Here is a 20,049-nt window from a genome sequence, read left to right on the forward strand (position 1 = left end):
GGCGGCGTGCTGCCGCGCCTGCTGACCGATCCCCGCTTCGAGGTCGTCGCCGTTCTGGTCCGCGATCCCGCCCGGGCGCGGGACGTGGCCATTCCCCCCGGCCTGGCCCTGTCGGACCCGGCCGCCCTGCTGGCGCGCGAGCCCGATGTGGTGGTCGAGGCCATCTCCGACGCCTCGACCGGCCTCGCCCTGATCCGCGCGGCCCTGTCGCGGGGCATCGACGTGGTCAGCGCCAACAAACAGGCGATCGGCGGCGACCTGCCCGGTTTGACGACGCTGGCCGAAAGCACCGGCGCGCGCCTGCTTTACTCCGCCAGCGTCGGCGGCGGCGCGCCGCTGATCGAGACGGTGCGGCGGGCGCGGACGCACGGCGTGGTGATGCGGATCGAGGCGGTGCTGAACGGCACCTGCAACTTCATCCTCAACCGCCTCGCCGAAGGGCAGGCCTTCGAACACGCCTTGACCGCCGCCCGGGAGGCGGGTTTCGCCGAGGCGGACCCGTCCGCCGACCTCACCGGCCTGGACGCCGCCGCCAAGCTGGCGATCCTCGGCCACGAAGCCCTGCAGGGCGGCCTGTCCGTGAGCGGCCTCGCCCGCGAAGCCCTGAGCAGCGGCGCCGCCTTGCCGGAAGGCCTGGTGCGGCAGCTGGCGAGGCTGGACGTTCGCACCGGGGAGGCCGGCGTGGCCCTGTGCGCCATGGACGGCGACGCCCTGTTCGCCGACCTGCCCGATGAGTGGAACGCCCTGCGGGTCACCACCGGGGACGGACGGGTCTTCACGGCGCGCGGTCGCGGTGCCGGACGGACGCCGACGGCGGAGAGCGTCTGGGCCGACCTGCTCGACATTGTCGAGCCTTGACCGGCCTCTCGCCTGTCCGGATTCCACCGTCTAGGGTTCCGACCCTGACGGGGAGGAATGCATGACGGACGCCGCCGCCGAACACACCGTCGACCGCAGCGACCGGCTGGTCATCCTCGCGTCTTCGGTCGGGACGGTGATCGAGTGGTACGACTTCTATCTGTACGGCTCGCTGGCCGCGATCATCACCGTCCAGTTCTTCTCCGGCGTCAACGAAACCACCGGCTACATCTTCGCCCTGATGGCCTTCGCCGCCGGCTTCGCGGTGCGGCCGTTCGGGGCGGTGTTCTTCGGGCGGCTGGGCGATCTGTGGGGGCGCAAGAACACCTTCCTCGTCACCATGCTGCTGATGGGACTGTCGACCTTTGTCGTCGGCCTGCTGCCTTCATACGCCGCCATCGGCGTAGCTGCACCGATCATCCTGATCGCCATGCGGCTGCTGCAGGGGCTGGCGCTGGGCGGGGAGTACGGCGGGGCGGCCACCTATGTCGCCGAACACGCCCCGCCCGGAAAGCGCGGCCTCTACACCAGCTTCATCCAGATCACCGCCACCGCCGGCCTGATGCTCAGCCTGCTGGTCATCCTCGGCGTCCGCACCGCCGTCGGCGAGGCGGCCTTCCTCGACTGGGGCTGGCGCATCCCCTTCCTCGTATCGATCCTGCTGCTCGGCGTCTCCCTGTGGATCCGGCTCAAGCTGGCCGAGAGCCCGGCCTTCGCCCGCATGAAGGCCGAGGGGCGCGGGTCGACGACGCCGCTGAAGGACAGTTTCGGCAGATGGCCGAACCTGAAACTGGTCCTGCTGGCGCTTGTCGGCCTGACCGCCGGTCAGGCCGTGGTCTGGTACACGGGCCAGTTCTACGCCCTGTTCTTCCTCGAGAAGACGCTAAAGGTCGACGCGGCCCTGGCCAACATTCTGATCGCCGTCTCCCTGCTGCTGGCCACGCCCTTCTTCATCTTCTGGGGCTGGCTGTCGGACAGGGTGGGCCGCAAGCCGATCATCCTGACGGGCTGCCTGCTGGCGGCCCTGACCTACTTCCCGCTGTTTCATGCCCTGACCGGCGCGGCCAATCCTCAGCTGGCGGCCGCCACGGTGAGCGCGCCGGTCAGCGTCCACGCCGACCCCGCCGACTGCGCCTTCCAGTTCGACCCGGTGGGCAAGACGGTGTTCGACAGCGCCTGCGATCTGGCCAAGTCGTATCTGGCCAAGGCGGGGGTCACCTACGCCAACGTCGCCGCCCCTGCGGGGTCGGTGGCCGAGGTCCGCATCGGCGAGACGGTCGTGACCAGCTTCGACGGCGCCGCCCTGCCGCGCGCCGAATTCAAGACCCGCAAGACGGAATGGGAGGCCGGCCTCGGCGCCGCCCTGGCCGCCGCCGGCTATCCCGCCAAGGCCGACAGCGCCCTGGTCAACAAGCCGCTGGTCGTCGCCATCCTGTTCCTGCTGGTGATGTATGTGACCATGGTCTACGGCCCGATCGCGGCGGCGCTGGTGGAGATGTTCCCGACCAGCATCCGCTACACCTCCATGTCCCTGCCCTATCACATCGGCAACGGCTGGTTCGGCGGCTTCCTGCCCACCACAGCCTTCGCCATGGTCGCGGCCACGGGCAACATCTACTACGGCCTGTGGTACCCGGTGGTGGTGGCCCTGGTCACGGTTGTGGTCGGGGTGCTCTTCATCCGTGACCGGAAGGATGTGGACATCCACGGCTGAGGCGCCGGCATTCGTCCCGACGTCTCAGGGACAGCGTGCGCAGCGACAGGCCGGGCCGCGTCGTCGGCGCGCCGGGCCTACAACAGGGCGGCGGCGCTGCGCTTTTCCTCGCGCTCGTCGTCAGCTTTGCCCTGTGCCTGATCCATCTTGCCGATCGCCGCTGCGGTTTGCGCATCTTCAGCCGGACTGCGACCCGGCCGAAGCACATAGGTTGCAAGCAGCCCGACGACCGCCACAAGAAGCACGCCAATCACCGCCCAGGCGAACCAGGGACTGCTGTGACTGGTCTTGAATCGGTCTTTCGCCAATGGGCTGGCTCCATACGCCCGGAACCTGGCCGGCCATGGCTTGTATCAGACCGGTCCGCCGAAGGCGATCCGGTCTCACCATGCAGGCCGCGCCCGTCCGGGCCTCCGGGCGGCTTCGTCTGATCGGGCGTCCCGGCGACGACGGCTCGGTCCGCGCTCGGACTGATCGGCCTTCTGGCCGGAGCCGGGCTGTGGTCAAATGTCACCAAAGGAAAATGCCATGACCGAGCCTGACCTCTATCCCGTCCCGGCGGAATGGGCCGCCCGATCCCACATGAACGCCTCCGCCTGCGAGGCTGCCCGCACCGCCGCCCGCGAGACGCCCGACGCCTTTTGGTCCGAGCAGGCCCGCCGTCTCGACTGGATCACCCCGCCGACAGCGATCAAGGACGTCTCCTTCGACAAGGCCGACTTCCGCATCCGCTGGTTCGGCGACGGGGTGCTCAACGTCGCCTGGAACTGCCTCGACCGGCATCTCGCGACCCGCGGCGAGGAGACTGCGATCATCTGGGAGGGCGACGAGCCGACCCTGTCCGGCGGCCTGACCTATCGCGAACTCCACGCCGAAGTCTGCCGCATGGCCAATGTGCTCAAGGGGCTCGGCGTGGTGAAGGGCGACCGCGTCACCCTCTATCTGCCGATGATCCCCGCGGCGGCCGTCGCGATGCTGGCCTGCGCCCGGATCGGCGCCGTCCACTCCGTCGTCTTCGGCGGCTTTTCGCCGGACAGTCTGGCCGGCCGGATCGAGGACTGCGGCTCGAAGGTCGTCATCACCGCCGACGAGGGCCTGCGCGGCGGCAAGCGCGTGCCGTTGAAAGCCAATGTCGACGCGGCGCTGGAACGGCCGGGCGCCGCCATCGTCGAGACGGTGCTGATCGTCTCCCACACCAATGCCGACATCCCCATCGTCGCGGGCCGCGACGTCCGCTACGGCGAGGCCAAGCATGGAATCAGCGCCGACTGCCCGTGCGAGCCGATGAACGCCGAGGACCCGCTGTTCATCCTCTACACCTCGGGCTCGACGGGCAAACCCAAGGGCGTGCTGCACACCACCGGCGGCTATCTGTTCTGGGCCGCGTGGACGCATGAGCTGGTGTTCGACTACCGGCCCGGCGAGGTCTTCTGGTGCACCGCCGACGTCGGCTGGGTCACCGGCCACAGCTATTGCGTCTATGGCCCGCTGGCCAACGGCGCGACGACCCTGATGTTCGAGGGCGTGCCCAACTATCCCGACTACAGCCGCTTCTGGCAGGTGATCGACAAACACCAGGTCGAGATCTTCTACACCGCCCCCACGGCGCTGCGGGCCCTGATGCGCGAGGGCGACGGGCCGGTGAAGGCGACCAGCCGCAAGAGCCTGCGCCTGCTGGGCAGCGTCGGCGAGCCGATCAATCCCGAGGCCTGGCGCTGGTATCATGAGGTGGTCGGCGACGGCCGCTGCCCCATCGTCGACACCTGGTGGCAGACCGAGACGGGGGGCATTCTGGTCTCGCCCCTGCCCGGCGCGACCGACCTCAAGCCCGGCTCGGCGACCAAGCCCCTGCCGGGCATCGAGCTGCAACTGGTCGACGCCGAGGGCGCGGTGCTGGAAGGCGCGGCGTCCGGCAACCTGTGCATCACCGACAGCTGGCCGGGCCAGATGCGCACCGTCTGGGGCGACCACCAGCGCTTCTTCGACACCTATTTCAGCGCCTATCCGGGCAAGTATTTCACCGGCGACGGCTGCCGCCGCGATGAGGACGGCTACTACTGGATCACCGGTCGGGTCGATGATGTGATCAACGTCTCGGGCCACCGGATGGGCACGGCCGAGGTCGAGAGTGCGCTGGTCCTGCACGGCGCCGTGGCCGAAGCGGCCGTGGTCGGCTTCCCCCACGACATCAAGGGCCAAGGCATCTACGCCTATGTCACCCTCAACGCGGGCGTCGATCCGCACGACGACCTGCACCGGGAACTGATCGCCCACGTCCGCAAGGAGATCGGCCCCATCGCCGCCCCCGACGTGATTCACTGGGCCCCGGGCCTGCCGAAGACCCGCTCGGGCAAGATCATGCGGCGGATCCTGAGGAAGATCGCCGAGGGTGAGGTCGACGCGCTGGGGGACACCTCGACCCTGGCCGATCCGGGCGTGGTCGACGACCTCGTCCGCAACCGCAAGCCGGGTTAGGCGGCGGCCTCGGTCAGGATGGCGTCGAGCACCTCGCAGGCCTTGCCCACCTCGGCCCCGGTCAGGGTCGGATGCACCAGCATCGCGATGGCGGTTTCGCCCAGCCGCCGGGCCGTCGGCAGCCGCTCGGCCGGCCGCCAACCGGTGTCGTCGAAAGCCCTCTCCAGATAGACCTCCGACGCGGAGCCGTGGAAGCAAGGCACGCCGGCGGCGTTGACGGCCTCGATGATCCGGTCCCGGGTCCACCCCTCAGCCAGCCGTTCCGGCTGCACGAAGGCATAGAACCGGTACCAGGCGTGGACCGAATGGTTCGGGACCGGGGCTGTCCGCACCACCTCGTGGCGCCGGCAGACGTCGATCAGCGCCGAAGCGATCGCCGTGCGCCGCTCGGTCCAGTCCGACATCCGCTCCAGCTGGACCAGACCGATGGCGGCCTGCATCTCGATCATCCGCCAGTTGGTCCCGAAACTGTCGTGGACCAGGCGCGGGCCCGGCGGATGGGCCCGCTCATATACGGCTTCCCAGCTCTTTCCGTGGTCCTTGTAGGACCACATGAAGGACCACAGCGCAGGGTCGTCGGTGGTGACCATCCCGCCCTCGCCGCCGGTGGTCATGATCTTGTCCTGACAGAAGGACCACGCCCCGATATGGCCGATCGACCCAACGCTGCGGCCACGATAGCGCGCGCCGTGAGCCTGGGCGCAGTCCTCGATCACCTTCAGGCCATGCTGTTCCGCCAGCGCCATGATCGGATCCATGTCGCACGGCATCCCGCCCAGGTGGACGCAGATGATGGCCTTGGTGCGCGGGGTCAGCACCGCCGCGATGGTCTCCGCGGTGATGTTCTGGCTGTCCGCGTCGACGTCGGCGAAGACCGGGATCGCCCCGGCGGTGACGATGCAGGACGCCGAGGCGAGGAAGGTCCGCGAAGTGGTGATCACCTCGTCGCCGGGGCCGATCCCAAGAGCCTTGAGGGCCACGTCCAGCGCCACGGTGCCATTGGTCAGGGCGACCGCATGGCGGGTCCCGACCCAGTCGGCGAAACGGCTCTCGAACTCCCGACAGCGATCGCCGGTCCAGTAGTTGACCCGGTTGGAGGCGAGAACCGCCGAGACCGCCTCGATCTCCTCGGGCGTGAACGAGGGCCAGGGGGAGAAGGGGGTGTCAAGCATCGTCGCTCCGTTTCAGAGGCCGGGCCGGCACGCCGACCAGATCCACGTCGTCGGGGGCCGCGGCGATCACCGCCGCGCCCGCGCCGATGCGGACATTCCGCCCGATCGAGACGCCCTCGCGCACCGAGGCGCCGAGACCGATCCAGCTGCATTCCCCGACCGTCGCGCCGCCGCCAAGGTGGGCCCCCGGGGACAGATGCACGCCGTCGGAGAGGCGGTCGTCGTGGTCGACGGTCGCGCCCGTATTGATGATGCAGGCCTGGCCGATGACGGCGCCGAAATTGACCGCCGCGCCGGCGAACACCACCGTACCCACGTCGATGCAGGCGTGCCGGCTGACCGTGGCCCGGGGATGGATCAGGGTCGCCATCGCCGCGCCGCGCGCGACCAGCGCCCGGTGCCGATCCAGCCGTGCCCGGTTGGCGCCGATGCCGACGATGACGCCGTCATAATCGCCGGCGCACTCGAACAGGGCCTCGACCGCGCCGATCACCGGCCAGGGCCCGGAGGCCGTCCCGACGCCCTTGTCATCGAAGAATTCGATCCGGTCCCAGCCCAACGCCTCCGCGCAGTCCGCCACGACGCGGCCGTGACCGCCGGCGCCGACGATCGCAAGGGAGCGCTTCACCCGATCAAACCCTCGAACCTGTCGGCGGTCGCCGAGCCCGGAGCGGAAATTCCGTCTCGCTTGAGTATACGACCAAGGGTCAGGACAATGATCTTCACATCGAGCCACAAATTGTGTCGGTCGACATACCAGACGTCGAGCTCGAACTTACGCTCCCAGCTGATCGCGTTTCGTCCGTTGACCTGGGCCCAGCCGGTGATGCCTGGCCGCACGTCGTGACGACGCGCCTGCTCGGGTGAATAGAGCGGCAGGTACTCCATCAGCAGGGGTCGCGGGCCCACCAGGCTCATCTCACCGCGAAGCACATTCCACAGCTCGGGCAGTTCATCCAGGCTGGTGGCCCTCAGCCAGCGCCCGAACGGCGTCAGCCGCTCCGCGTCCGGCAGGGGGCTCCCGTCCGGACAGAGCGCATCGCGCATCGTGCGGAATTTGATCATCTCGAAAGGACGACCGTTCAGTCCGGGCCGGACCTGCCGGAACAGCGCCGGGGCGCCCATCCGGCGACGCACCGCGATCCAGACCGCCAGCAGGACGGGCGACAGGACGACGAGAGCGGCGCCGGCGACGACGACATCCATCAGGCGCTTGAGCGGCGCGGGCCGGATCAGCCCCTTCCCCTCGTCTGGCATCACAGATTGTACCGTTGACGGAACCAGCCGACGAAGGCCGGCACGCCGACGCTGATCGGCGTTTCCGGCTTGTAGTTGATCAACCGCTCCAGCAGGTTGGGCGAGGCGGTGGTGTTGGGTACGTCGCCCTCCTGCATGGGCAGGAACGTCTTGCTGGCTGTGCGGCCGAGGGCCCCTTCGAGCTCCGCGATATAGTCCATCAGCGGGCTCGGCTTGCCGCCGCCGATGTTCACCAGGCGAAACGGCGCCACCGGCGACAGGGTGTCTCCCTCGACCGGCGGGGCCGTGCCTGGGACCACGTCGGACAGCCTCACGATGGCCTCGACCAGATCGTCGACATAGGTGAAGTCGCGCGACATCTCGCCCTCGCCATAGACCTCGATCGGCTTGCCCTCGAGCATCAGCTTGGCGAATTTGAACAGCGCCATGTCCGGCCGGCCCCAGGGCCCATAGACCGTGAAGAAGCGGAAGAAGGTCGTCGGCACGCCGAACAGGTGGGCGTAGGAATGGCCCATCAGTTCGGTGGCGCTCTTGGTCGCCGCGTACAGCGTCATCGGATGCACGGCCTTGTCGGTCTCGCGGAACGGCATCTCCAGATTGGCGCCATAGGCCGAACTGGTCGAGGCGGCGAGCAGGTGTTTCGGCTGATGCCGACGGGCGGCCTCCAGCACATTGAACGTCCCGACCAGGTTGGAGCTGACATAGACCTCGGGGTGGTCGATGCTGTAGCGGACGCCCGCCTGGGCGGCCAGGTGGATGACGATCTCGGGTTTCGCTTTTGCCCAGGCTGCGTTCAGGGCCTCCACATCCTCCAGGGCGATGCGTTCGACACGGAACTTCTCATAACCTTCCAGAATGGCATTGCGGCCGTCCTTGAGGGTGACGTCGTAGTAGTCCGAGAAATTGTCGAGGCCGACCACCTCATGTCCGTCTTCAAGCAGGCGGCGCGCCAGGTGAAACCCGATGAAACCGGCGGTACCCGTGATCAGAAATCGCATGAAGTCGTCCTCATCGGCCTTGTCCTGGCCGGGCAAGCCCAAGTCGGCCCGTGCTTACCAAACGCCCCGACGGGGAGCCAGCGCTGATGCCGACCAACGGGCTATTGTCCGTCGGACACTGCGGCGAGAATCTGGGCGTTGACCCGGTGAATGTCATAACGTGCGCGGACCCGGTCCAGCGACGCCCGGCCCATGGCCTCGGCCAGTTCGGGCTCGAGCAACAGGCGCTCCATGGCCGCCTCCAGCGCCACCGCATTGCCCGGCGGGACCAGCAGTCCGTTCACCCCGTCGACCACGGTCTCCCGGCAGCCCGGCGCGTCGGTGGTGATGACCGGGCGCCCCATGGCCATGGCCTCGAGCACCGAACGCGGCGTGCCCTCACGATACGACGGCAGGACATAGATGCGGGCGGCGGCGATGGCTGGACGCACATCGGCCAGACGGCCCAGATGCTCGATGCCGCCATCGATCCAGGACTTCAGCTCATCCTCGCCGACCGTGTCAGGGCCGGGGTCGCGCCAGCCGACCAGCTGGAACCGGGCCTGCGGAAAGCGGGCCTTGAGCGCCAGCGCTGCCGCCGCATACTCGCGCACGCCCTTGGCGCCGAGCAGTCGCCCGATCATCAGAAAATTCGGTTCGGCGGGCAGTGGCGCGGGGGGGTAGTGGGCCAGATCAACGCCCGAACCATCGACGACGGCGATCTGGCCGCGATCGCGCAGCAGGCCGCGCTCCAGGAACAGATCGCGATCATCCGGGTTCTGGAACAGCACCCGATCGGCCCGCCCCAACGCCAGGCGATAGAGGTTCGAGGCCATGGCGCCCGCGACCACCCGCGTCAGCCCCCCCTTCACACCGTCAGTGAAGGCGTAGCCGAGACCCGTGATGAGCGCGATGCACCGTCGGATTCCCACCGCTCGCGCAGCCAGCAGGCCCCATATGATCGGCTTGATCGTATAGGCCAGCAGCACATCGGGCTGCTCGCGCTTGAACAGGGCGATCAGGCTCTTGCGATATGCCAGATCGGAGAGCGGGTTCATGCCGGTGCGGCCCATGGGCACATCAGCGCAATGGGCGCCAAGGGCCGTGAGCGCGCTCCGCGTCGCCTCATCGAAATCGGGCGCCACCGCCGTCACCCGCCAGCCGCGACGGATCAGTTCGGCGATCAGCGGGCCGCGGAAATTGACCAGCGACGGCGCGTGCGAGGCCAGCATGACGAGCCGCATGCCCTCGCTCACGACAATCTTTGCCGAAGAAAGCCCGTTTCCGGACTCCCGTTGGCCGCCCGGTCGACGCCTACGGCCTTCGCCGATCCGTTCGCGGAGCGAGACAGATACAGAACCCCGACGATTATGATCCAGATCGGCAACCGCCGAAGGATATCGCCACCAATCATGTATATCGCGATGGAAGAGAGAGTGGCGATAAGAAATGCCGATGACGCTGTCCGCTTGGCGATAGAGTAAACAGCCATCAATGCCGCAATTATGGCGACCAGTCCTCCCTGTAGGACGATCGTCAGTATCGTATTGTGCGCGTCCGAATACTCTCCGAAAAAGTCGTACAGAATGTGAGGGCCGGGTCCGTAACCGACTATGATGCTATCCATGGCATGCTGGAAGCCGATGGAATACAGGCCTTCACGCGCATGAGCGCCATCGTTGTCCTGGAAGAACTGCGTCGCGAACGGAACGATTGAATCCGCATTGGCGACAACCAGCAAGACTGAAGCGGCCGCGACGGCCACCAGGGCTGACGCCTTGAGCATCCAGCCGCCTCGCCGCGTCAGCAGTCCGAAAACAATAAACAGGGCGCTGACGGCGCCGCCGACGATCACGGCGACCAAGGCCTTGGTTGACCCGGACTCCAGCGCCATCTTCACGAATAACGCACCGGTGCCAAAACAGAACAGCCGGAACATTATCGGGCCGCGCAGAACGCCCAGATGCCACATGACGAACGGCATTGCGGCCGTAACCATTGCTGCCTGGTGAACATTATCAACCAAGGGCGAGAAATGGTTGTAGTACCGCAAAGGCAGGCCAAAAATTTGTGGCGTTACAAAGCTGAGCAGGTAGAGAGCGGAGTATGCGATAGTCCAGCAGACAAATATTGTCGTGAAAAACCGCTCCGGTGACGTACCTATGAACAGGTTCCTGTCACCAAGTACGATAATCGCCCCCAATATAACTACGTATGAAGCGAAATCAAAGGCGGCTCCGGGAAATGTTCCGCTAGCATGATCCAAGACTACGATATTGTACGCAAAACCGACACTTATAACAAAAAGATAAACGTACCAGAAGCGCACCAGAGGAAAAACAGAGTTGTTGACCTGAATTCGACCGCCGTTCAATACAAGCAGCAGGGCGCTCGCAACAACAACCAGTATCTCTCCCAAACCTACAGGGCCAAATCTGAGCGAGGTAAAGGGAATCACCAGCGCTGCGATGATTATGATCAGACGGACGCTCGGGTACCCAAGTTTCACGACCTATCCTACCTCAGCTGTCGATGGCGCAATCGTCCGGCTCGCGAACAATTCACTGACAATGTTTTGAATAGAATAGCGGTCGACGCTGTCCGTGTAGAAGTTGCCGATCTCGCCAGCGTGCGATTTCCTCACGGCGCAGCCTTCCAACCAGTCGACCAGCTTGATCCCGTCACCCGGAGCGGCTTGTTCAAAGCAAAATCCTGCGCCGGTCGCCTCTATAATACTGGATATCTCACTTCCAGCCAGCGGGCCGTTGACGATGGCCAGAGTCGTCTTGCGCAGGAGAAAGGACTCGAAGATCTTGCCTGTCAGGACGCCCTGGTCCTCCGGCGAGTTCCATGTGGCCAGAAGGCAGATGTCGACGGCCTGCTGCAAACCCAAAGACGCCGCCCGTGAAATTCGGCCGCGGTCGACCACCTGGTTCTCGAATCCAAACGGAGCGGCCTGTTTTCGGAACAGCGCCCCCTCCTGTCCCGCATAATGAAAGAAGACTTTCCCCGCCAGTTCAGGGCGGCGCTCGACGAGGGCGGCCATCGCCGAAAACAGGGGGCTCAAGTCCCGCTTGCCGCCATAAAGCGATCCGACATACGCAAAGTGCAGCGCTGCCGGATCCGGCTTGATGTCCAGAACAGGTTCGAGTTCCACAAGGTCGTCCGGATCATAACCGTTGGAAGCGACCATTGAGACCGGGGGGTCTGACTTCAGCTCGCCGATAACCTTCGTGCGAACGCCGGACGATACGAAAGAGGCGATATCCGCCTGCCGCACCAGCCATTGTTCAAGCATGCGCCCCGGACTGAACCGGGACAGCGCTCCGTAGCTGACGGGGTCGCGGAAATCGATCATGAGGGTGCGGCTCAACCCCATCCGCTTCAGCATGATTCCGGAGAATGGCGAGCCAAAACTGGGGTAGCTGGTGAAGATGGCGTCAAACCGTTCACCGGGAAAACGGGACCGGGCGACCTTTCGAACCTGAATGAGCCAATCCAGAGCCTTGAACGAGGTGTAGGCCGCCTGCAGGGCGATCTTGATCCGCGCGCTCACGGAAACGCGATTTCCAGGCTGTCCGCCGCCGGTGACTGCGGCGCGGCTGCCTATCGTGGCCACGCGGGCGCGAACAAAGACGCGCTGGAACAGGGCGCTCTGGGGCACCGTGATCCAGCGCATCCGGTCCAGAGCCGGAAAGTGGAGGCTTTCGTCCCGGGCGGCCCAGGGCGCGGGCTCCAGCGAAATCACCGTGACGTCATGCCCGGATCGTTCCAGAAACTTGACGAACTTGGTGATCCGTACCGAGCCGATAGCCTGCTCCGGGTAGAAGGCGGTCACAACAAAGAGGAGCTTCATGCGCCCTCAACTCTGTCCAGAAGCGCTTTCAGCAATGCCCTGGGGGCGTTGAGCGGCTTCCGGGTCCAGCGGCCGTTCCGGTCGCAATACTCGCCGGCGGCCATAAGCGCCGTATGCGAGAAACCATAGCTGACCTCCAGAATAACCGCCCGACCGTCTCTCGGGTCAATGATCATGTCGAAGCCGGTACAGTCAGACTTCAGAGCCGCGGCGGCCTTGAAAGCAGCCGCGACGATCTGCGGGGTCACCATGGCCCGATCATAATAAAGGTTGCCGCCGCCGGAGGCACGGAAATCACCGGCGCGTACGGCCCGGCAAATGTAGCTTAGCTTCCCACCGACAACCACGATCTTCAGATCATAGTCGACGCCCGGGATGAACTCCTGAAGATACACATAGCCGTTTTCACGAGGCAGGTTGCCCGCGTTCAACCATGAGAACAGAAACTCCGGCGCTCGCCTGAGCCTCTTCATTATGTCCGTCATTGAGCGGGACGATGACAGATTGGACTTGATCTTGAACAAGGCTCCCGGTCGGCTTCGGAACCCGGAGCCGAACATTCTTTTCGCGTAGCCCAACAACTGTTCTTTTGATTTCACCAATTGAACATTGCTGGAGCCCGAGCCAGCGCGTAGTTTGGCGACAACCGGGAATACACCAACATCATCTATCCAGTCTTCGACCGCCTTGCGGCTGTGCAAGGTGTAGTTCTTTGGCGTATCAAGACCCAGAGCCTGAAGCAGGTAGGCCTGCGCCACCTTGTCATCGAAGTGATCCGCGTCCGCGGCGTCCGGAAACACGGTACAGCCCCGCAGTTTGAGCGCCGCAAGAATAGGGCGTGCAAACCGCATTTCGTCTGCCGAGTAATGACTGAAATGCCATAACACGATGTCATGGGACGCGAGCCGTTCGAACGCCCCCAGGGACCTCCAGTCGATCAGGGAGCAATTCAGGCCCATGTCTTCACATGCCTGAATCCACTCGGTTCCCCACGAACTACTGTGCTTTTCGTGAAAGTCAGATCGTACAACGGCGACGGTAGTCTGTTTCATTTGAGCTACGACCACCGGCTGACTTTCGACGAGAATATCTCCGCGTGCCTCTTCGCATTGCGTCGCGCGGCCAGAATAATGCCGGCCGAACCCGGATTCAGGCGGCGCAAATACCACTTCATGTCGCGCAGACTGCGGCGTCCGCCAATGTATGACGCGATGGCCGCGCCCCGGCTGGCGTTATAGTCGTCACTCCCTGCGGTCAGCAGCGCCGGATCGAACTCGTCAGCGGCGAATCCCGATACTTCGGAACCAAACCTTATGCGATCCGGCCCGATATGGATGGGCAGCACACGGGAGGACTGGACCGCGCCATTCCGGACATCCAGCGACACCACGATCCCGGTGCGGTTCGCCTCGGACAGTCGGATCAGCGGCTTGTCCGGATCGCGCGGCGTGTAGACATCGTCAAACAGAAAATTCCCCAGACTGTAGAAGATCGGGGATCCGTCGACGCGTTCTTTGCCCTGGATGACGTGTGGATGATGCCCGTAGTACACGTAGCTGTACTTGGATGCCAGTTTTCTCGCGAAAGCCACATCTTCGGAACTGGGCGTATGCACATGCTCCTGGCCCGAATGGACCGCAACGATCGGAAGATGGCCTGACTGACGGCATTCTTCCATGTCCGCCATGACGCGATCGACGTCGAGCAGGTTCAGGCCTTGCTTGCGGGCCATCGTTTGCTGGGACGGATTGGTATTGAGCGAACAGTAGCCCAGCAGGGCGATCTTTTCGGAGTCAACCTCCAGCCGAAGCGAACGACCTTCGGTTCCAAACCAGCCAATATTGTTCTTCTCAAGCAGATCAACCGTGCGTCTATAGCCGGCAACGCCGTAATCGAAGATATGGTTGTTCGCCAGAGTGACGTGCGTGACGCCCAGATGACGCAAGATCATCACGTTGTCCGGGTGAGATTTAACGTGCGCGGATTTTGATCCCACAGGCCTTTCGTCGCCGATGAATGGGGTCTCCAGATTGCCGATCACGACGTCATGGTCGCGCAGAGCCTCCGCGACCTTGTCGAGTTCCGAGAGCAGATTCGGCCGTTCACGAACGCAACAGCGGCCGAACGGCGCGATGTCTCCAAGCAGGGCAATCTTCATGTCGGCGTTCTGTTCTGGCTGCTACCCGAGGCGACGAGGTGATCGAGGACCTGTTCCGCCGCTGTCCCGTCCCCGTATAGCTCAGCCCTGCCCGGCGGACAGCGGGGATCGGACAGCGCCGCGGAGATGGCGTCCGCGTCGGCGCCGACCAGGGTGTTCCAGCCCGCCTCCACCAGTTCCACCCATTCGGTCTCGTCACGCATCGTGACGCACGGCTTCCCGTGAAAATAGGCTTCCTTCTGAACGCCGCCGGAATCCGTCGCGATCGAACCGCAGTTGAGTTCAAGCCAGACCATCTCCAGATAGCCGACCGGCGGAATGACGCGGATCCGGTCGGGTATCGGGATGTTCAGCGAAGCGAGAGCCTGTCGCGTCCGCGGATGAAGCGGCAGGACGACATCCTGCCCGCTGCCGGCCAGGCCCCTGAAAATGGCGGCCAGCCGGTCCGGGTCATCGGTGTTCTCAGCCCGGTGGATGGTGGCGAGGACAAAGCCGCCCGGGGCCAGACCCAGTTCACTGAAGCCTTCGGGCATACGCGCCCGGTCCCGGTAGAAAAGCGCCGCGTCATACATCACGTCCCCGACGAGACGGATCGCGTCCGGTTTGATGCCTTCGGCCAGCAGGTGCGACCGGGCCGTCGCGGTCGGGGCGAAGAGCAGGGTGGACACGTGATCAGTCACGACCCGATTGATTTCCTCGGGCATTCTCCGGTTGAACGACCGCAGCCCCGCCTCGACATGGGCCACCGGTATGTGCAGCTTCGCCGCGGCCAGCGCGCCCGCGAGGGTGGAGTTGGTGTCCCCATAGACCAGGACCCAGTCGGGCATGGTCTCCAGCAACACGCCTTCGAGCAATTCCAGCTGCCGGCCCGTCATCGCCCCGTGACCGCCGCCGCCGATCCCGAGATGCCGGCCGGGCCGGGGGATCACCAGGTCGTCAAAGAAGACGTCCGACATATTGGCGTCGTAGTGCTGCCCGGTATGCACGATGGTCTCGGTGACGTCGTGGCGCGCCGCGATCGCACGCGACACGGCGGCCGCCTTGATGAACTGCGGTCTCGCGCCGACGATGGTGAGGATGCTGACGGGGGCTCCAGACGTCATCATCAACCACGCAACTTGATGATGGCGGACTTGAACGGTTCCATCAGCTTTATGTACCTGTCCCAATTGGGATAGTCCTTGTGGCTTCGTTGCGGTTCGGCGATCAGCTTGTCGAACTCACTCACCTCGATGCCAAGTTTCCGGCAGAAAAACTCGATCTCGCGGCGGATGCCTACCGGATCGTAGTGCGGCTCCTGCAGCAACGCCAAGGCCTGGTCGCGCGACATGCTGCCCCCATGGATCAGGCTGGTCAGATGCGCGCGCCGCTTGTCTATGCCGAACTTGACCGGAAGAATGTAGTCCTGGAAAATCCGTGTAAAGATGGATTCCCCATGCTTGCGCGGGTACTTCCTCCAGCCGTGCCCCTCCAGGAAGCGGATCGCTTCCTCCTTGTCGTAAGGCATCAGATTCAGCGGATGGCAGAATTTGATCCGGCGGAAGGCGGGGGAAAACAGGAAGTACTCAAACCCGCCGATGGTCCGGTAGCCGCGCAGCGGCTTTTCCCCGTACCGGGCGTGAATGGCCTTGAGATTGATCACGTCCATCGCCGGATGCTGCCAGCGCATGGGCGTCGACTCGGTCGCGAAATTGTGGCCGCTGATGATGGATTTGATGCCGTGGCGCCGCGCATAGTGGAACAGCGAGGCGATGAAGACGTGGTCCTGCGGCACGTCCTGGTTGGTGACGCCGGCGCGAAGATAGGCGCGCTGCAGGTCCTTCATGGTTTCCCAGTTCACCACCTCCGTCACCAGATCGTACTGGTTGGCCTCGACGATGCGGCGAACGTTGGCGACGGCCAGTTCGGTGTTCCACCCACCATCGACGTGCAGCACCATGGGGCGCAGCCCCCATTCGCGAAGCTTGAAGGCCAGGAATGAACTGTCGACGCCGCCCGAAAGCCCCAGAAGGCAGTCATATTCCTTGCCTTCGCCCTGCGCCTTGATGCGCGCGAGCATGGCGTCCAGCCGCTTGGCGCCCTCCGCGTCAGGCTTCCAGTGCTGCGCTGCCTTGACCGGAAACTCCGTGCAGTTGTTGCAGACGCCGTCCTCGTCGAAAACCGTCCCCGGCATCGTCGAGTCCATGACGCAGGTCTTGCAGATCTGGTAGCCTAGCGAAGTCAATTCTCGCCCTCCCGTTCCGTGGCATGCGGGTATTGGATCAGCACGCCACGGTGCTTTCCCTTGAATACGAATACGGCGCCGCCGGCCGCCGCGGACGCCCCGGCCTCGAACGCGGGCTGCATGCCCGAGAAGGACGGCGCGCCGCCACAGGCGATTACAGGCACGGACACTGACGAGGCCACAAGGGCGATCAGGTCGGTGTCATATCCCGTCATCTCGCCATCGCGATCCATGGCGTTGATCATGATCTCACCCACGCCGAAATCCTCGATCCGGCGCGCCCAGTCGACCACGCCGACGGATACGGCGCGTCGCCCCCCCGAGACGAACACGCCGGGACCGCGCATCAGGCGTGGCCGCACATCCATCGAACCGACCACCGTCGAGGCGCCGAGTTCGGAACACATGGAGCGGACGAAGTCGGGGTGGGTGTCGAAGGCCGTATTGATCACAACCCGTTCGAAGCCGGATTCAATGATCCGCGCCGCGTCCTCGATCCGGGTCAGGCCGCCGCCGTAGGCGAGGGGAAACAGCGCCTCCTCGGCGATGCTGCGCAACCGTTCGAACTGCGGCGGCTGACGATCACGCGTGGCGCGAATGTCGAGAAGGACGATTTCATCGACCTCCATCTCGTTGAAGATGCGCACCGTGTTGATGGGATCGCCGAGATAGGTCGGGTTGGCGAATTTGCGCGTTTTGACGAGACCCTCCCCGTCCAGCAGCAGGACGGGAATGATCCGTTGGCGATCCTCAAACATGCACGAAATTCCTCAGAAAGGTCATGCCGAAGCGATGGCTCTTCTCGGGATGGAACTGGGCGCTGTAAAGGTTGTCCCGCTGCAGGCCGGCCGCGAATTCCGCCCCGTAGGACGCGGTCAGGGCGACGTCCCTGGGGTCATCGGCGACCAGATAATAGGAATGGACGTAGTAGAACCGGCACTCATCCTCGAGTCCGCGCGCCAGCGTATCGGGGCGTTCGGCGCGCGTGGTTCGCCAGCCGATATTGGGGATGGGCCGCCGCGCCGCCGGGGGCTCGAATTTGAAGCGCCGGGCCTCGGCGTTGAACCAGCCGAAACCGGGCTGGCCGCCGCCCTCCTCGCTGCCGCGCGTCATCAGCTGCGCGCCCAGGCAGATTCCCAGCACGGGGATGCGCCGCTCGAGCGCCTGGATGTCGAGCACCTCACGCAGCCCGCGGTCCGCGATCGCCTTCATGCCACGGTCGAAGGCGCCGACCCCGGGCAGGATCAGATGGGTCGCGGTTTCGATCTCGGCCGGATCCTGCGTGACCTCGCTCTCGGCGCCCAGTCGCAGCAACATGTTCCGGATCGAGCCCAGATTGCCTTGGCCGTAGTCAACGATGCGGATGCGAGCATCTTGTCGTAAGTTCATTTCTCGCCCTTCACTCGTTCAAAACCTGCGGATGACCCGCGCAGGCGCTCCGGCCACGATGCAATTGCCTTCCGGGAATGGTCGCGTGACCACGCTCCCGGCGCCGACCACCGTTCGCGGCCCGAGAATGACCCCCGGAAGAACTACACTGTTCATGCCGATCCAGCAGTGCTCGCCGATAACCACATCCTCCGCCGGCAGGTGTGTGTCGGGATGGCGGGGGTCGTGATTGGCCGTGATGATTCCGACATTGGGGGCCAGATAGCAGCCATGCCCCAGCGTCACATGTCCGGAAAAGTTCTGGAGATACAGGCCCGGCGACTGGAAATTATCAAGATTGTCGGGATGAAAGGTCAGATTGTCCGGGTTCGATATCCTCGCGCCCAGAGCGACTGGAAACGGATAGGCCCGATCCAACTTCAGGATGTTCCTCACCCAGATCGCTCGAAAGCCCCAAGCGTACCCGGCCAATGATCCATCAAAGTGCCGACCTGTGAGATATCTCGAGTCGAAGAACAGCTTGAGAATAAAATGACTCGGCCGTTTGAGCGCCGATGCAATCGATTTAAGGATTACACGCATATCAGATCGCTTGCGCTATAATGTAGGAAACGGAACCGGCAGCAACCCACAAGAAAACGGGCCCCGCCACAAGCCGCATCAGCGCTTGTCGCGAAATTCCAGCCACCGAGAGAAACACCACGGAAATTAATGCATAGAAAACTGCGCTTGTGAGGGCGTATGTGAACGACGCATATTCGGGACGCCACCCCAAAATAATAACCAGCGGAACAACGCGCAACAACAACCCGCCGATGGTGAGATACAGCATCAGATGTTGCTTCATCCTCACATGCATCACCATCGATATCGGCGAAGCGATGAGACGAAACGCGTACCAGGGCACCATCCAGACCAGCAGCACGCCTGCCCGTTCCCAATCCGGTCCAAACACGGCCCGAAAAACATCGGGAGCGAAGGGTCCTAGCGCGGCCATGGGCAGGACGAGCCAGATTGACAGGCGCCGGAACACGCTCGCGGTTTCCTCGGCCAGACGCCCTTCCCGGTAATATTGCGCAGCATGAGCGTAATAGACTTGGGACACCGCGCCTCCGATCACCGTCATCGGCGTACCGACGACCCGCATCGCCAGAAACAGGAAGCCCGCCTCCGGTCCGAGCAGGTAGATGCCGATGAGCAGCACGGGAAGCTGGATGCCGGCGTTGTTGGCCAGCTCTTCCGCCACCGAGAATTTCGGAAAGCGCTGGTACCTGTTCAGCGTCGCCCCCAGGGCGATCCACGACGGCCAACCACTCTGCATCATTCCCGAGCGCAGGGTGCGCCGTGCGAGAGCCAGAACGCCGGCGCCGGACATCAGTGCATGTCCAATCATCAACCCGACGGGCCCGGCCCCGGCCAGACCCAACCCCACCTGAGCCCCCAAGCCCGCGACGGCTTGAGTGAGCTTGGTGCGTGCGATCACGCCGAATTCCTTCTGCCGCACCGCCAGATACTGAAACGCCGAATAGAGGCCGGCGAAAGCCACGCCGATGGGAACCAGCCAGAGGAAGGGCGCAAAGTCAGGTCGCCCCATGGCCGTCGCCAGGACGGGGCCCCATAAAATAATCGTCACGGCGAGCAGAACGGTTACCAGCGCCGCGCTCAACAGCGCCAACAAAAGAAGGTTCAACACCTCGCTTTCGTCTTCGGGCAGAGGAATAGCGGCATCCAACCTCATGCAGGTAACTGCCCCGACCAAGGTCAAAATGGCCACATATACGGCCAGAACGCTGAAGTCCTCGGCACTGAATATCCGGGTCAGTACGGGAAGAGCCAGCAAGCCCAATAGCTGAGCCGATGCGGTTCCACCCACCAGCAGACCCACCGCCTTGAGATGAGTATCGCTGCCAAGTCGAGCGATCACCGAGGCAATAAACGGTCGTGCGTGACGCGGCCCAATCATGCATCA

The 20,049-nt window shown here is 64.3% G+C and carries 19 protein-coding genes; 3 read left to right on the forward strand and 16 right to left on the reverse strand.

The window, feature by feature from the left end; all coding sequences use genetic code 11:
* Together B2742_RS15350 and B2742_RS15355 are read left to right on the forward strand one after the other, a co-directional pair.
* Nucleotides 1–858: homoserine dehydrogenase (locus tag B2742_RS15350; RefSeq protein ID WP_414633078.1), on the forward strand; the 858-nt coding region annotated here is incomplete at its 5' end.
* A 61-nt stretch (nucleotides 859–919) separates the two neighbouring features.
* A complete protein-coding gene (locus tag B2742_RS15355) occupies nucleotides 920–2,572 on the forward strand; it encodes an MFS transporter (RefSeq protein WP_292068030.1) in 1,653 nt (550 codons plus the stop codon).
* A gap of 77 nt (nucleotides 2,573–2,649) precedes the next feature.
* Here the strand turns inward: B2742_RS15355 and B2742_RS15360 are convergent, their stop codons facing one another.
* Nucleotides 2,650–2,880 carry a hypothetical protein gene (locus B2742_RS15360; RefSeq protein ID WP_292068032.1) on the reverse strand — a complete coding sequence of 77 codons (231 nt, stop codon included), beginning with the start codon at nucleotides 2,878–2,880 and terminating at the stop codon, nucleotides 2,650–2,652.
* A gap of 220 nt (nucleotides 2,881–3,100) precedes the next feature.
* On the opposite strand from B2742_RS15360, the gene acs reads away from it, so the two are divergent.
* Nucleotides 3,101–5,047 carry an acetate--CoA ligase gene (gene acs / locus B2742_RS15365; RefSeq protein ID WP_292068033.1) on the forward strand — a complete coding sequence of 649 codons (1,947 nt, stop codon included), beginning with the start codon at nucleotides 3,101–3,103 and terminating at the stop codon, nucleotides 5,045–5,047.
* Here acs and B2742_RS15370 read toward each other — a convergent pair.
* From B2742_RS15370 to B2742_RS15440, 15 genes are all read right to left on the reverse strand, one after another.
* Nucleotides 5,044–6,219, reverse strand: a complete 1,176-nt coding sequence (locus B2742_RS15370; protein ID WP_292068036.1) for a DegT/DnrJ/EryC1/StrS family aminotransferase — start codon at nucleotides 6,217–6,219, stop codon at nucleotides 5,044–5,046. The genes acs and B2742_RS15370 overlap by 4 nt on opposite strands.
* Nucleotides 6,212–6,847, reverse strand: a complete 636-nt coding sequence (locus B2742_RS15375; protein WP_292068038.1) for an acetyltransferase — start codon at nucleotides 6,845–6,847, stop codon at nucleotides 6,212–6,214. The genes B2742_RS15370 and B2742_RS15375 overlap by 8 nt, the downstream gene beginning before the upstream one ends.
* Nucleotides 6,844–7,476, reverse strand: coding sequence for a sugar transferase (locus tag B2742_RS15380; protein WP_292068040.1), 633 nt, complete (start codon nucleotides 7,474–7,476; stop codon nucleotides 6,844–6,846). Before B2742_RS15380 ends, B2742_RS15375 begins: the two co-directional genes overlap by 4 nt.
* Nucleotides 7,476–8,474 carry an NAD-dependent epimerase/dehydratase family protein gene (locus tag B2742_RS15385; RefSeq protein WP_292068042.1) on the reverse strand — a complete coding sequence of 333 codons (999 nt, stop codon included), beginning with the start codon at nucleotides 8,472–8,474 and terminating at the stop codon, nucleotides 7,476–7,478. Before B2742_RS15385 ends, B2742_RS15380 begins: the two co-directional genes overlap by 1 nt.
* Before the next feature lie 101 nt (nucleotides 8,475–8,575).
* Nucleotides 8,576–9,709, reverse strand: a complete 1,134-nt coding sequence (locus B2742_RS15390; RefSeq protein WP_292068044.1) for a glycosyltransferase family 4 protein — start codon at nucleotides 9,707–9,709, stop codon at nucleotides 8,576–8,578.
* The gene (locus B2742_RS15395) at nucleotides 9,706–10,962 is read right to left on the reverse strand and encodes an O-antigen ligase family protein (protein WP_292068045.1); all 1,257 of its coding nucleotides are present in this window, start codon (nucleotides 10,960–10,962) and stop codon (nucleotides 9,706–9,708) included. The genes B2742_RS15390 and B2742_RS15395 overlap by 4 nt, the downstream gene beginning before the upstream one ends.
* Before the next feature lie 3 nt (nucleotides 10,963–10,965).
* Complete coding sequence (locus tag B2742_RS15400) at nucleotides 10,966–12,309, reverse strand: glycosyltransferase (RefSeq protein ID WP_292068047.1); 1,344 nt, start codon at nucleotides 12,307–12,309, stop codon at nucleotides 10,966–10,968.
* Nucleotides 12,306–13,361, reverse strand: a complete 1,056-nt coding sequence (locus B2742_RS15405; RefSeq protein ID WP_292068050.1) for an ATP-grasp domain-containing protein — start codon at nucleotides 13,359–13,361, stop codon at nucleotides 12,306–12,308. Before B2742_RS15405 ends, B2742_RS15400 begins: the two co-directional genes overlap by 4 nt.
* 5 nt (nucleotides 13,362–13,366) lie before the next feature.
* On the reverse strand, nucleotides 13,367–14,467 hold the full coding sequence (locus tag B2742_RS15410; protein WP_292068053.1) for a CapA family protein: 1,101 nt from the start codon (nucleotides 14,465–14,467) through the stop codon (nucleotides 13,367–13,369).
* Complete coding sequence (gene wecB, locus B2742_RS15415) at nucleotides 14,464–15,573, reverse strand: non-hydrolyzing UDP-N-acetylglucosamine 2-epimerase (RefSeq protein ID WP_292068055.1); 1,110 nt, start codon at nucleotides 15,571–15,573, stop codon at nucleotides 14,464–14,466. The genes B2742_RS15410 and wecB overlap by 4 nt, the downstream gene beginning before the upstream one ends.
* Nucleotides 15,573–16,691 carry an N-acetyl sugar amidotransferase gene (locus B2742_RS15420; protein WP_292068057.1) on the reverse strand — a complete coding sequence of 373 codons (1,119 nt, stop codon included), beginning with the start codon at nucleotides 16,689–16,691 and terminating at the stop codon, nucleotides 15,573–15,575. The genes wecB and B2742_RS15420 overlap by 1 nt, the downstream gene beginning before the upstream one ends.
* Nucleotides 16,688–17,449: a HisA/HisF-related TIM barrel protein gene (locus B2742_RS15425; protein WP_292068060.1), complete on the reverse strand. Its 762-nt coding sequence runs from the start codon at nucleotides 17,447–17,449 to the stop codon at nucleotides 16,688–16,690. The genes B2742_RS15420 and B2742_RS15425 overlap by 4 nt, the downstream gene beginning before the upstream one ends.
* Nucleotides 17,442–18,080, reverse strand: coding sequence for an imidazole glycerol phosphate synthase subunit HisH (gene hisH / locus B2742_RS15430; RefSeq protein WP_292068062.1), 639 nt, complete (start codon nucleotides 18,078–18,080; stop codon nucleotides 17,442–17,444). Before hisH ends, B2742_RS15425 begins: the two co-directional genes overlap by 8 nt.
* An 18-nt stretch (nucleotides 18,081–18,098) precedes the next feature.
* Nucleotides 18,099–18,515 carry an acyltransferase gene (locus B2742_RS15435; RefSeq protein ID WP_292068064.1) on the reverse strand — a complete coding sequence of 139 codons (417 nt, stop codon included), beginning with the start codon at nucleotides 18,513–18,515 and terminating at the stop codon, nucleotides 18,099–18,101.
* Between the two features lie 148 nt (nucleotides 18,516–18,663).
* The gene (locus B2742_RS15440) at nucleotides 18,664–20,043 is read right to left on the reverse strand and encodes a lipopolysaccharide biosynthesis protein (RefSeq protein WP_292068066.1); all 1,380 of its coding nucleotides are present in this window, start codon (nucleotides 20,041–20,043) and stop codon (nucleotides 18,664–18,666) included.
* Nucleotides 20,044–20,049 lie beyond the last annotated feature (6 nt).

The sequence above is a fragment of the Brevundimonas sp. UBA7664 genome, from assembly GCF_002483305.1.
Taxonomy (GTDB): Bacteria; Pseudomonadota; Alphaproteobacteria; order Caulobacterales; family Caulobacteraceae; genus Brevundimonas.

Excerpts from the sequence above, each read along its gene's own strand:
- B2742_RS15355 (WP_292068030.1), top strand. The coding sequence starts at position 920 with ATGACGGACGCCGCCGCCGAACACACCGTCGACCGCAGCGACCGGCTG.
- acs (WP_292068033.1), top strand. The coding sequence starts at position 3,101 with ATGACCGAGCCTGACCTCTATCCCGTCCCGGCGGAATGGGCCGCCCGA.
- B2742_RS15370 (WP_292068036.1), bottom strand. The coding sequence starts at position 6,219 with ATGCTTGACACCCCCTTCTCCCCCTGGCCCTCGTTCACGCCCGAGGAG.
- B2742_RS15380 (WP_292068040.1), bottom strand. The coding sequence starts at position 7,476 with ATGCCAGACGAGGGGAAGGGGCTGATCCGGCCCGCGCCGCTCAAGCGC.
- B2742_RS15385 (WP_292068042.1), bottom strand. The coding sequence starts at position 8,474 with ATGCGATTTCTGATCACGGGTACCGCCGGTTTCATCGGGTTTCACCTG.
- B2742_RS15400 (WP_292068047.1), bottom strand. The coding sequence starts at position 12,309 with ATGAAGCTCCTCTTTGTTGTGACCGCCTTCTACCCGGAGCAGGCTATC.
- B2742_RS15405 (WP_292068050.1), bottom strand. The coding sequence starts at position 13,361 with ATGAAACAGACTACCGTCGCCGTTGTACGATCTGACTTTCACGAAAAG.
- B2742_RS15410 (WP_292068053.1), bottom strand. The coding sequence starts at position 14,467 with ATGAAGATTGCCCTGCTTGGAGACATCGCGCCGTTCGGCCGCTGTTGC.
- wecB (WP_292068055.1), bottom strand. The coding sequence starts at position 15,573 with ATGATGACGTCTGGAGCCCCCGTCAGCATCCTCACCATCGTCGGCGCG.
- B2742_RS15425 (WP_292068060.1), bottom strand. The coding sequence starts at position 17,449 with ATGTTTGAGGATCGCCAACGGATCATTCCCGTCCTGCTGCTGGACGGG.
- hisH (WP_292068062.1), bottom strand. The coding sequence starts at position 18,080 with ATGAACTTACGACAAGATGCTCGCATCCGCATCGTTGACTACGGCCAA.
- B2742_RS15440 (WP_292068066.1), bottom strand. The coding sequence starts at position 20,043 with ATGATTGGGCCGCGTCACGCACGACCGTTTATTGCCTCGGTGATCGCT.